The sequence below is a fragment of the Bythopirellula polymerisocia genome, assembly GCF_007860015.1.
Lineage (GTDB): Bacteria > Planctomycetota > Planctomycetia > Pirellulales > Lacipirellulaceae > Bythopirellula > Bythopirellula polymerisocia.
The window spans coordinates 213,053-226,097 of sequence record NZ_SJPS01000005.1 but is presented as its reverse complement, the minus strand read 5'-3'; the positions used below and the strand labels follow the sequence as shown (position 1 = coordinate 226,097).

Annotated in this window: 9 protein-coding genes; 1 reads left to right on the top strand and 8 read right to left on the bottom strand. The window is 53.6% G+C overall.

The window, feature by feature from the left end:
• Positions 1-52: 52 nt before the first annotated feature.
• The 3 genes from Pla144_RS16780 to Pla144_RS16770 all read right to left on the bottom strand — a co-directional run bounded on the left by Pla144_RS16780 (position 53) and on the right by Pla144_RS16770 (position 4,557).
• Positions 53-2,047, bottom strand: coding sequence for a hypothetical protein (locus Pla144_RS16780; protein ID WP_146451854.1), 1,995 nt, complete (start codon positions 2,045-2,047; stop codon positions 53-55).
• A complete protein-coding gene (locus tag Pla144_RS16775) occupies positions 2,044-2,868 on the bottom strand; it encodes a hypothetical protein (RefSeq protein WP_146451853.1) in 825 nt (274 codons plus the stop codon). The genes Pla144_RS16780 and Pla144_RS16775 overlap by 4 nt, the downstream gene beginning before the upstream one ends.
• Before the next feature lie 1,227 nt (positions 2,869-4,095).
• Positions 4,096-4,557, bottom strand: a complete 462-nt coding sequence (locus tag Pla144_RS16770; protein WP_197530761.1) for a hypothetical protein — start codon at positions 4,555-4,557, stop codon at positions 4,096-4,098.
• Between the two features lie 663 nt (positions 4,558-5,220).
• On the opposite strand from Pla144_RS16770, the gene Pla144_RS16765 reads away from it, so the two are divergent.
• Positions 5,221-9,675, top strand: coding sequence for a sialidase family protein (locus Pla144_RS16765; protein ID WP_146451851.1), 4,455 nt, complete (start codon positions 5,221-5,223; stop codon positions 9,673-9,675).
• 625 nt (positions 9,676-10,300) lie between these two features.
• Here the strand turns inward: Pla144_RS16765 and Pla144_RS25590 are convergent.
• The 5 genes from Pla144_RS25590 to Pla144_RS24675 all read right to left on the bottom strand — a co-directional run bounded on the left by Pla144_RS25590 (position 10,301) and on the right by Pla144_RS24675 (position 13,045).
• Positions 10,301-10,450, bottom strand: coding sequence for a hypothetical protein (locus Pla144_RS25590; protein ID WP_391580972.1), 150 nt, complete (start codon positions 10,448-10,450; stop codon positions 10,301-10,303).
• 148 nt (positions 10,451-10,598) lie between these two features.
• Positions 10,599-10,919: a hypothetical protein gene (locus tag Pla144_RS16750; RefSeq protein ID WP_146451850.1), complete on the bottom strand. Its 321-nt coding sequence runs from the start codon at positions 10,917-10,919 to the stop codon at positions 10,599-10,601.
• A 672-nt stretch (positions 10,920-11,591) separates the two neighbouring features.
• Positions 11,592-12,017, bottom strand: coding sequence for a hypothetical protein (locus Pla144_RS16745; protein WP_146451849.1), 426 nt, complete (start codon positions 12,015-12,017; stop codon positions 11,592-11,594).
• 485 nt (positions 12,018-12,502) lie between these two features.
• Complete coding sequence (locus Pla144_RS16740; RefSeq protein WP_146451848.1) at positions 12,503-12,736, bottom strand: hypothetical protein; 234 nt, start codon at positions 12,734-12,736, stop codon at positions 12,503-12,505.
• A 168-nt stretch (positions 12,737-12,904) separates the two neighbouring features.
• Positions 12,905-13,045 carry a hypothetical protein gene (locus tag Pla144_RS24675; RefSeq protein ID WP_197530760.1) on the bottom strand — a complete coding sequence of 47 codons (141 nt, stop codon included), beginning with the start codon at positions 13,043-13,045 and terminating at the stop codon, positions 12,905-12,907.

Genomic DNA, 13,045 nt, shown 5'->3' with positions numbered 1-13,045 from the left:
GCGTGAAATACGCGCTCCGCTTTACTGAGCAGTTCTCAGTGGCGCGTCGCGGTTAACGAACATCTGCTGCGTGGTAGCGGTGGCATTGGGTACAGCTGTCCCCGGCAGCACCTGGTTTGTGGCACTCGGCGCAGTCTTGGCGAGTCAGCTCGTGGAATTCGGGTGTAAATAATCTCGGATCGGTTTGCTCGTAAGTTTTCATGGCCTGGGCCGTTTGATTCAAGCTGTGGCAGGCGGTGCAGTCAGCCAATTCGAATTGCAGCACGTGTGGCGCATGAGAGAAGACAGTGAACTGGGGACCGTGGTTGAATGATTGCTTGGCAAACCAGTTTACTGTTAATTGGCCATTTTCCGTGCGGTCGACGCTGTGGCAACTGCCACACAAACCGGCGGCGGTGGGTTTCATCATTTGCGAAAATAGTTTCTCGGCGGCGACTTTGTGCTGGCCAGCGGTGGCTTCGACCAGGATATCGATCCAAGCAGTGAGAAAAGGGTCGGCGTGTCCCGTGGCTCGGTAACGGAGCGAGAAAGTGACTGGATCGGTGAACCATCCTCCCGCGGCAACCTTGTTCGAGTCTACTTTATCGTCTGGTGAGGAGAATGAATTTGCGCCCTGCTCCGCTAGCCAATCCGTTGCGAGAATACTGATACTCGCAGGCGAAAGATTTGCTGAGGCGGCTGTAAGCTCTTCAGCGGAAAGTGGTCGACCTAGCAGTTTTTCTAGTCGCGTGTTGATCGCAGTCTGACCGTTGTACTGTAGATCAGCAATCAACCGCTTCGTGGCCTTGATCACATTCGCCGCAGCTTGCAATTGCGCGGGTTCATCAGGGTCTATGTCGTAGAAATCGAAGTCTGCTCCCAGCGTGTCGATCGCTGCTGAAGCTTCTTCGTCGGCAAGTAACAAGAGCTTGGTAAAGAAGGGCAGGGCACCGTCGAAATCACCGGTTGCAGAATCGGGCCAGATGCCAATGTCGTGCCCTGCAGTACTTAAAGTATCGACATCGATCATAGGGAGTAAGATCGCCGGAATGCCGGCAGTCCAACTTGTCTGGATCTTGCTGTCGTGACACTTGGCACATGTGGATTCATAGTCGAGGGTTTCTTGGAACGCACCGCTGGGCCCCTGACGATGGCAATCGCTGCACGCAAAAGTCTGTTTCTCGTCTGGGAAGTGCTTTGCCTGATGGGAAGCGTGATCAAAAGCAATGCGAGTGCGGCGTCGCTCGGGCCACTTGTCGAACTCCGGATGATCGGTCGCAAAGCTGTGAAACTCCTCTCGATGGCACGCCTGGCAGGAGCTGTCGCTCATTGCAGTCAGATCATGTTCGGCACCATGATGCTCCTGGTGACAATTGCTGCAAGCAATTCCGATCGCGGGATCACGGCGGCGAGTGGAGTCGGAGAAAGTTTCAGGTTTGGACTGACCTGGCTCACTGATTGAGAGCAGAATTTCTGGCTCGATATTATGCGCCCAGAGAGCCGCGTCAATTGGGAAGTCCTTCTTGTGGCACTCCAAGCAAAGTGTGCTTTGGGTCGGAGTGGCGAGAGTAGGATTGGTCGCATGGGCCAACCATTGCAACATAGATTGGTTGCCAGCGACGTGGCAGCTTGCGCAGCGATTGGTCTGCTCCTCGCCGCGGACAAGTAACTGAGCGTGATGGACCGAGAGCTTGCCAGGGGCAATAAACTCGTTCCGCCAGTTGCCGCTGAGCAGCAGGCAGAGCGCACCGATGCTCGCCAGAAGGCAGCCCTTCACGAACCGGCCCCGCTTTGCTCTGAGTGAGCGTACAGGGTGGCAAACATAGTGGTGACAACATTTACCCTCGGGAGTCGGGCCCTCGCTGCATTCGCCACCGCGCAAAGGCGCGCGATTGCACTTCCAGCGATCCCCTTCGCGCAGCGGATGGCACGCGGCAGACTGAGGACAATGACCGTTCACGCCAGGCCCCAAGGGACACTGCGGTCCTTCCTCCGACAACCCGCAGATCCACGTTTGATTGGGGCGTTCGTAGCTGTCGCTCTGATCGAAGGAAAATGGTTCTCTCACAGCGCACCCCCGTAGAAGAGGTGTGCAAGCCATCCATGCAGACATGCGACCAAGAGCAGAGGATAGGTCAGCCCGATATGCAGAAACAACCAGGCCTTCAGTCGCCATTGCATGGCGGCGTGAAAATCTAAATCATCGCGGCGGCGAATCAGAGCGAAAAGGGTCTCACTCGCATTCCGCTCGGGTTCTGAGAGGTAGCGAGAAACTTCGGTCAACTCGGCAAGCAGCCTCTTACGAACCTTGCTTGTCGGTCGAAACCAGTAGTCGAGGCCACGAGGTTTTTCTAGATAGCCTTGGACCCGTTGGGCGAAAAATTCGCCGAGCGTATCGCTGCCCGTGGCACGCACCGTCTCGAGGACCGTCTGCTCGGCTCGAGCCTGCACTTGGCTCCGCAAGGCGGGGATGCGTTCGTAGAGGAATTCTTCGCTGACTCGAGCTAACTTGGGAGGAATCGACCGTGTCCAGTACAATCCCACGAGTCCACTGGCAAATGTAAGGAGGTACAAGGCAGCAAGGGCTATTTCCAAGTAACCACTGGGAATCTTGCAAGCAACATGAATACCAAAGACTACGGCCGTGAGCAGGCCGACGTAGATGTGTGTTTGCAACCAGCCTGCTGAAGTGGTCCAGGCAAGCACGGGGAGCTTTTTGCGTGTGTTGTATAATGCAAGGAACACGAGGCAGGAGAGCAGCAGATAGCCGGTCGCAAACTCGGGCCGCCCCAGTCGTGCCTTGCTCCACCAAGCATACCACCCGACTGCCACCGCAACGACAATTGTCAGAATGCTGTTTCGTAGTCTCCGACTAGCGAACGATTTCATGGCAGACGGGGTGAGAGATTCTTGTGAGTTGGCTAGGGTCGAGGGCGACCGGATCGATTGATATAACAGGGTACCCTTTCATGCACTATGTGCGAAGAGAGTTGCAAAAGGTTCAGCAACTTACTCAGTCGGAAAGTTAACCCAACTTGCCCAAATGACTGCCAGAGGCCTCGTTTAGGACGCAGTAAACCCAAGGTGCGCTGCGCGACCCCGGGCTTCGGACTTAAACACCTTCGGCGTAAAGAAAGGCACTCTTTGGTCCCGGGCATAGGCCGCGACAAATCTTCGCAACTTGCGCAAACTGATTGAACAGCAAGTCACAAAAAAACGGAGCGTAAAAAGATGGTTGGACTACTAATCTTCGCTAATCGACGCGAATTATTACGGCGAAGATAAGCGAGGATTATGGTTCCTTTCTTCATGCCTTTGATTATCTCTGCTGCCTCCGTTTCCTCATGTTCACAATAATATTGGTTGCGGCTTGTAGCCGCGCTGGGATGAATCGCAGCTCGTCCCGCGAACAGAGTGCCTACGATCTGTGTGAAACCAGCAAAGGGTCAAAATTAGGGCCTGTTGAGCATGCATTCGTGGCATTGTCCTGCGATAGGCATAGAGGCCCTGTATGGCGCTGGTTCGCTTGGGGCGATCTGTTTTGCAGGGTTGTGACAATCGTCTCCTGAAAATCGAATTGGGAGGGCAATGGATGCGTTCACAGTTTTTGGCCAATTCGCGTAACTGGCCGCGGATTGGTATGCTAACGTGACTTAGCACCTTGCAGCTAAGTGCGGCGGTCAGATTCACCTCAGCAGGTTAGCACGGACTGCCATCTGCTCAGGGTGATGCATCCTCAGCGAGTTGGCCAGTTGCCAAAGTGAACGAAGTCAGATTCACCTCCGCACCTAAAAGGTCACTCCAAATCCGGATGAGAACTGACTCTTATGCGTGGTAGAACTATCTATAAGGTTGTCTCAACCGGCACCGATTCGAAGGCAGTCTGCCACTATGATTGATGACATGGCTTTAGAAACAGCGTGGTGCGAAGATATTGCCGTATTTAGACTAATGTCGACGAGTGCAGTCAAACCAATCTTGTTGATTCGGTGGCTAAACCGTCAAGCCCAAGCCACGTAATAGTACTCGGTCCGGTACTCCAACCGCTGACCGCGCAACGAAGAAGCCGGGCGTCTCGGTGACGCCCGGCTCGAGTTGGAAGATCCAGGAGTTCTACTAGCTCGCTGATCGATTGCGCTTAAGCATACTCTTGGTTTTGCCGACGCCTTTGTTGCCGCCGTTTGGTGAACCGCCGGTGGAGGTGCCGATGTTCGCATTGGGCTCGGCCAATGTCGGACTCGCTCCATTTAACTTCCCGCCCGGGCTCTTGCGGTAGATGAGGCTGCCAAAAGTGCGTGAACAAGGCGAACCGTTCCATTGCTGAATAATGGACTTTAAGTTTTCCAAAGCGGCATCGTACTGGGCTTGGGTTCCGTTCTTGGAGGCATTTTCCAGGTCCCTGACAGCTTTGTCATACTTGTCTTGGACCTGTCCACAACCGACTGATGCGCTGTCCAAACGCGGGCCAGTGGGGACGCGGGCGTCGGCTTCCCGCTGGGCAAACGCCCAGACGGCGAAAACAGCAACGGCGGCGGACAATACAACCAAGCGGCGAGAATTCAGTGATCTTAACATCATTAGCTCCTTTCATGAAGCACGTTGCGGCATGACATTGTCGCATTAGGCGAGGCCAGGATGACGGCCTCTAGCACTTTAAGCGGAGGAATCTGTGGTTCGTTACAAGGCTAGATGGAGATAGCTAGCTTCCGAAATCCGAAACGCGCAAGGTGAAGGCTTGCTTGATGCCCCAAAACCACTCCGTCCGCTCCCTCTAAACTAGAGTCGGTTGGCGTCTCTTAACCCGTCGATGCGACAGCTTCCTGACACAGATTACGGCCTGTATGAAAGCCATACGTTTTCCCGGAATGAGACGCTTGGGAGTTTTTGCCCCGTCGGATCCCTGATCAAACCAACACTTATGACTTGGATTGTTCTCGTCCTGATTACAATCTCCTTTCAAGCCTCAACTCCGGACCCAACGGGAATTCTCTCAAATAAGACTTAATTCTGATTGACTTTCCCACTTGGGCGCTCGACAATACCGCCAGTCCTTTTGGAGGCTATCTTAGCAACATTTCTGGGCGGGGCGTTGCTAGCCCCGTGTGAATTGGAACTGGCGCCAGAGTGCTTTTGCACTGCTGGCCTCTTCTCATCTAGTTTCCCCCCCTGAGACGATTGGTTACGACTCAACCTTGGGAGCAATCTGCGCCCAGAGTACGGCCAAATCTACGGAATCAAAGAATGCGAAATCAACACCGTTCTCGCCGAATTAACAACGTGAAGTCCCCTAATCCGCTCACTCGGCATTTGGCCTTCGAGACGCTAGAAAATAGGCAGATGCTCTCGGTATCGCTGGCGCTCAACGGCCCGCAGACGATTGTGCCGGGAACCACGATCAACGTCAGTAACAACATTAATCAGTCACAATCGGAAATGTCCTTGGTCATAAATCCGACTAATCCGCTGAACGTCGTGGGATTCAGCCATCGCCTCGGCAGTCCCATCACACTCGACGTGTATTCGAGCTCTGATGGGGGACTCACTTGGTCCACTAATGAGATCAACAATACCGACGACGCCCTGGGATCGATCGGTAATCGGTTCGACCCGGCGCTACAATTCGATGCCAACGGTGTTCTTTATCTCGCCTACGGTTATCGGGGTCAGGCTACTGCTCCGCTGCGAAATACCATTCTGGTGGTGGCCAAGAGCACAGATGGTGGATTGAATTTTGGAAACTATGTTCAAGTGGACTCGCAGGCCGACATCCTGACGCCAAGTACGACCGACACTGACATACCGGGGCTGGATAAATGGTACGTGACCACTGGACTCGATCCGATCAGTGGCAATCAAGCCGTGTACTTGGCTTACGTGGCATTTGTTACCGAGGGGTCGGGAATGAGTGCGGGGACAGATGCGCACATTTCCATCATTGGGTCGCGTGACGGCGGCAACAATTGGACCCCTCGGCTGGTCATCAACGACGACTCTGCGCTAGGCTCTTTTGATAGCTCGAGCTATGCCTCACCTATTGTCGATAGCTTCGGTCGATTAGCAGTTAGCTGGATCGACACGGATGAGAATTCAGTCATGTTCGATCGTGATACGGACGGCCTCTGGAGCAACGCTCAGACGTTTAGCAACGACATTACCGTCCGCACCGGTGTCGACGTAAACCGATCCACGGAACTGCCGCCCTCGCAGCCGACGCGCGGCGTCAATGCGGCCCCTATGCTCGAGGTTTGGCGGGGCGCGAATGTGCTCTACATTCCAGTTGTAGAGAAGTTTAACGGCAGCAATACTGATCTCGATATTTGGGTCGGCAAAAGCATTGACTTCGGCAGCACCTGGACATTCACTCGCATTGACGACAGCACCGGCACGGAGTTCAATCCCTGGTTGCAGGTCGATCAGCGATCCGGCACTGTGAATGTCCTCTACTATACGACCGATGGCGACGTCGCTACGGGAAACGACGATGTGCGACCTCGCCTGGCAATGAGCAATGATGCCGGGGCCACCTGGACCAGAACCTTTCTGAGCACGCAACAGTCGAACGAATCGCTCGGTACTGTGGCTGCAGGCAACTATGGCGGTGATTATCTCGAATACATTGGGTTAGGTGTGCGCGACGGGACGGCGCAAGGGCTTTGGGCCTCGCGTTACCCGAGCCTTAATGCTCCCAACGATCTCGATGCCTTTACCGCCAATGCAGCGTTCGTGAGTTCCATTGGAGACAATCGGTTGTTTATCGGTGAGAGCGCGGGGATCGACGATTCCTTCCTGGTCCAGCTATCTCCAGTCAACCCCGCATTTCTTGAGGTGTTTGTCGACGGCATACGGGAATTCACCGGGCTCGTCGCGACGCTTGACAAGATCATCTTCAACCCCGGTGCAGGGATCAACACGTTCATCATTGGGGCCCTCACAGGAATCAGTTCGCTTACCATCAACGGCACGAACAACACGGATGTCTACGACATTATTTCGCTTGGGCTCAATGCGCCGCTGAGTATTGTGCTGGGCGGTGGCAACGATATTGTCACGCTCGGTTCAAGTCCCTTCGCCAGCCAATTCATTCAATCGCCTGTGAACATCTTTGGCGAAGCTGGTGATGACACCTTGTTCCTCGGATCCAATAATGCCGACTCGATTCTTGCCAATGTCACTTTCAATGGCGGAACGTCCGTAGGCGTATTGGGAGATCGGATCATTTTCAACGACACCGCCCCAAATTACGAGATCGACTATGACATAGCCTCGACCGTGATCACACGCGATGGTTTCAATCTCCCGCAAACGGTCAGTTATGCGGCTGTCGAAGGCATTGTCATCAACGCTGGCAGCGGCAGCGATACGGTGACTGTGGGCAATGCTATCCCGGCGACTGTCACCGCCTATGGCAATGACGGCAACGACAACTTCATCGTCGGAGGTGGGAATCTCACTTCGATTCCCGGGACTTTCAACGGCGGAAACGGGAACGATACCATCACGTTTGACGACCATTTCGATTTCGCGCCGAAAATCTGGGAGATTGGCAATAATCAGGTCGGCTTCGGCAGTGTCCACCCGCTGGTCCCGCTGGACACAACGGGCTTCGAGTCCGTTGCAATACTTGCAGGAATCAACGGCGATACGTTCGGCTTCTCGGGTACTATTTCCCAATCACTGTACGTAGATGGCAACTTCGGCAGCGATACGTTTACGATTGGTTCCAATTCGCGAGCTCAATTCTTCGCGCCGGTGACAATCCTCGGTGGTGTGGGGGATGAAAGTTTTACTTGGCAGAACGCGTCGAACAACTGGTACTTTGGTCTCTTCGGCACGATTACCTATCCAATATCGCTCGACGGAGGCGCCGGGTTTAATTCGTTATCAATTAACGAATCGACGCGCACCACCGCCGCCAGCTACCAGTTATATGCTGATCGTTTTTATGCCAATGATCCTGCGGCCTTTCCTCTGGGCGCCGACTTCAATTATGACAATATGGGCGCGATTGGCATCACCCTCAACAACCTTGCCAACAACGTTGCCGTTTACGGCGTATCGTCAGATATTGCCGTCGGTCAACAGGTGACCCTGCTGCTCAACGGTGGCAACGACGGAGTATCGATGTACCCACGGGACTCCGGAGGAAATCTTACGATCAACGGCAATTTCGGCATCGGCGGCGGTTCGGGAACCGACACATTTACCATCCAAAATGCCGCGTCTACGCTGCCCATCGCCTATAAGTTTCAGAATCTTTTCGGATCGGGAACAACTAACATCTCTGGACTCGGAACCGGTGGCTTCGGCGCGGGCAACGATTTTGAGAGTATTGTCATTAATGCTGGTCTGGGAGACGACACCTTTGAGATCGAGAAATATCTGGGCTCTATCCCGTTGACCATCAATGCGGGCGATGGGAACGATACGTTTGAGATCACGCCCGTTTCGAAGAACCTCTCCGCGAATCTTTCGGCGGGAAACAACATATTTGCTTACAACGGCGGGTTGGGTTTCGACACGTTGAGAATTTACAACGACAATAACAACCTTCGTAACTCCTATATCGTCAATGGAACTTCACTGAACATCTCGAGCTTCTTTGACTCACCAACGTTTGCGTTCTTCCTTCAACATTCCGACGTTGATCAAACTTATGTGACGGGTGGACCCAAGAGCGACGTCTTCGGAGTCTATAGCACGCTAGCCGACACATTCTACAGTTTTGAGGGTGGACCAGGAGCTGTGAACGACTCTTTTGGCCTTGGCTATCCGCTAGGAGCGCAGAGCATCACGAGTGTGATCCGCGGCGGTGTGCGATTTGACGGCAGCGGCGGCGGCAGCGACGATGTCACCATATATGACACAGCGGACACGACCGGACGCACCTTCCACATTGCCAACAACTCCCTCGGGCAAGCACCCGGCGACGACCTTTTCGGTCAGGGTGGCTACCTAGAATTCGTTGGTATCACGGGTGCGATGTCCATCAATTTGGGAGCGGGGTCCGACACGGTCTATGCCAGGCCCAACGCGCAGTCGCCGATCACGATAAGGGGAGCCAACCCCACGACGGCACCGGGCGACAAGCTAAATCTCGATCTATCTACGGCCGCCAACTACGTTGTTAACGGAACCCCCCTTTCAGGAAACGTCACCAGCGACAACTTAATGACGCTCACTTACACCGGCTTCGAGACGGGCCCGATCCTCGCCTCCGCTGAATTCGATGGCGACGGCATTATCGATGGCCGCGATTTCCTTGTCTGGCAACGCGGCTTCGGCATACCCAATGCCCAGAAGGCCGATGGCGATGCCAACAATGATATGTTTGTCGATGGCGCGGACCTCGGGGTGTGGCAAGCTCAATTTGGGCTGGCACCACCGTTAATAGCGAGTGAGAGTTTAGAGTTGAGCGTGGAGTGTGGAAGTTCTTTGCCACTCTTGAATAGTGAACTCGTTGATCTGGCGCTGGCAATGGAGTGGATTAGGAAGGCGACGGTCGAGGATGGATTTCAGGCGGTCGAGCGATCAACTTCGGAGGAAGCCCTGATCGACTCCGCGTTCGCTGCGGACGATCTCATGTCAACGGCGAATGTCGCTGAGAAAATGGACTTGGTATTCATTGATTCCAACGATACTGAAGAAATCCCTGTAGCGTGGCTCACCGAAGAACTGCTGGAGCAGGTATTTGGATAACGGCGGTGGGGCAAGAACTTAAACGTTTTTCGAGACTTTCAAGAAACCACTGTATTTGAATCACTTTCTTTTCCAGGGGTGCCTATCCGAACCTTGCGGCAAAGCGACGGGCTCGATGCTTCGCGTACCATTGACGTCTTGCCTTATTCACTGAATGTCTTCTTCTTCTTTTGCCGTCTGGCATAGTAATGCCCTCCTTATTAATACAGCGAAGGAAAGCAGCACTTGTTACAGCGAGTTCAAGGTATATTCGCCGATCTTTATATAGGCGGCCTCGCCAACAGACGCATCAAGGTTTCATGCTCCATGAAAGGAACAATTTTGGCGCGGAGCGTCGCCGCCCAGCGTCCGTCGGACGCCTGCACCGCTGGCTCTTAGCGTTGTATCGAACTTTCTGAGGGTGGACAAGTTTTAGCCAGTTTCGGTCGACGCCAAGTTGCGGAGGTGTCTGACCAGAAGCCACACTGCTTGCAGTTCGCCAGAATTCTTAGCCGCGTTGGCTGATGCATGGGATAGTAAAGCATCGCTCGCAGCATGCTTTCCGGATTGATGACGAACACCGCTCGTACCGCGGATGTATCACCGGCTCCCGACTGGACCATCGCTCCCAGTTTCCCCCAGTACCTCATGCGGTCGCCCGAGTGTGGTACCCGACGACATGTTCTGCCGAATAGTAATCTTTGCCGATCATCGACAACTTTTGCATGTCGAAGCCCCCATTCTGCAATTCACGGATGGCACGCTCTGCCTTTTGGTGAGTATGAAATATAGCCACCACAGTGTTTGTATTTGACTTTTTGAGATTCCAGTTCTTCTAATTGTTTGATGCGACAGTGCCGTCATGGCGGGTACAGCCAACTGAGTACTGGCGTAAGGACGGCACTCGTCGCATCAACCAAGCAATCACCGCACGATTGCCGTCCTCAACTACAACACTTGCCAAATTCGGCATTAGTGTCGAGAGCTTCAATGCCGATTGCTACTCTTCGGTCGTTCTGCTTCGTTGTCACACGAATCTTTGTCCCGGACGTAAGTTCCGCAGCCTTGCAGATTGTTCCATCGCAAGTGAACTGGGCATCGTCGGCCAACGTATGGGAGTACTGCTTACCTTCTTTGTTCGCCATCACCAGCTTGTTGCCGGACACACCGACGACGGTGCCTGCGAACACGTTCGGACGGCATATTTTCTTGCTGATGGTTGTGTCATCGGGTGACACTTTCTTCTCTTTACTGGTTGTAATCATAGTAGTCTCATTTCCTTAATAGTTGCTCAGGCTATCTAACAAACGCAACATACGCCTGTCTTCCAACAGTCTTTTTGATCTATGGGGTCTTCGGTCCCCGCTTGCGTGCGGCTTGGACTCAATTCGCTGCTGGATCAAGACGCCCTCTTCTTCTGGCAGTTTTGCCGACGTGAGTTTCCTTTTCTATTTCCAAGAAGTTGTTTTCCGAGATTTCAACGCGCGCTTAGCGCTGCGTCGAACGAATCGGGAGAGGAAACTCGATTCATCAACAAGTTCCGTCCGGCCATTCTCCAAACGAATACATGAACTGCTTGGAAGGGCATCTCTTTTCGGGCACTCGCTCCCGGTGCGACACGACTCCAACGCCCCACGCGCCGGCATATGTGCCATTTGCGCGAGGCGTAGGATCGTTCAGTGCAGCTGCTACTTTTTAGTAGCTGGCTTTGGCTTGTCCGTCGGCTTAGTGGCGGGTTTGACCGGTGGCTTACTGCCCTTTTGCTCTCCGGCTTTGGTATGACCGGGTTTCTTGTGATCAATCATTGGTTTTATCCTTTCAAAAAACTACCTAACCAAAGGAATCCGTGACGCGGTGCGTCGACAAACTGATTCACTCTGGTACGAAACATTTCCGTCACGGCTCCTTGCCGTGCGCTGCAAACCGTCCGAGGGCGATCACTGGATTCTGCGCGCCGTCGCGACGACCTGCTTCTTCGCCTCTACCTTGGCATCTTTGCCGGTCTTGGGGGGCGCGACTCCCTGCTGCTTCATCATGCTTTCATGGGCTTCGTTCGCCTTCATAATGGATTTACTCACCGCTTTGGAGTGTTCGGCTACTTTGGCGGCATTCGGCATCGACTTGGAAACTTCAGCTTTTAATTCTGTCAACTGTTTCATCGCTTCGCCGTGCTCCTGGTGAATCATCGCCAGGGTATCCTTCGCACTCTGTTTCTCGCTCGCTGTGAGCGAGCCTTCAAGAGACTTCAGCTGCTTATCAGCCGCATCGAGTTTTTTCCCGATTTCATCGACGGTTTCTTGGGCCGTCTCTTGAGGGATCGGTGCATTCTTCATGGCGTGCTGCTCAGCGTGCTCGCGCATCATGCCACAGTTTTCCAGTGCGTGACTGTGCTGCAAATAGAGCGAGCGATGACGCCAATCTCGGGCACCTCTGTTCGTCGCATCTGCAGGTTTCTGATAAACCTGTGCATTGCTCACAGTCGCAAGAACCAACACCAATGTTGCGCCAACTAGGCTTTTTAATCCACGCATAGCTTTTTTTCCTTCAAATCACAAGCGTTCTCGCACCGGCGACTATCCTCGGCGACACTGCCGAAAAAATGACAGTCGCGGTCATTAACGCCCTAACAATTACTTCTCAACTCTCTCACTAACTCAGCTCCGCGCCGTTAGGTCGATTTCGGGGGCTAGCGGATTTCGGCAGAATCGCACCCGGCACGGATCGTGTGGAACCGACCGGAAGTAGCGACTTAACAAGAATCGCAAAGGCCAGAGTACCTAACGCAGCATTTAGTTCTTTTCAATATGGACCCTCGTCTATTTCTGCGAGTGCTGAAGAGCAGACTCCGTCAGCTTCTCGGCTTCCTGGGCGTGGGGCTAACCCCACAGGTCAGTTCGGTAGTCTTGTCTTTTGCCGTTTGGACATCCTGTTTCATCTTGCTCGGGTCGGTTACGAGGATGATGTTTACCTTGCTGCTTCCCGCCTCGGCGGCTGGTTTCGACAAGACGAACCAGCCTCGGTAGAAGCTTAGGGAGATTCCAAGCATCACCAGCGCCATGAGAGCCGCACCAATTTTCTTCATTACTCACCTATCTCGTGCATTTCTTAAAAGTGTGGCTGCTGCCAAGTTGAATCAGAGTCCGCTGCGGATGACCCCGTGACAATCTTATTGCTTCATCAACGTTGCTAAATCGCAATTGCACGGGATCACCCGACGAGCGTTGTTCCTGCCTCTTGATTCACCAGCCATTTAAATCTTGCCGCTGTTCCCCGCTTTGTTGCTTACCTTCTTAGGCGGGGGAGTCACTTGTCGGAACCAACCTTGGCTGTAAGCTAGTCCGGCAGCGACAAGCCCTAGGAGGGCCGCTAGTGTTATTGTCGTGATGTTCAT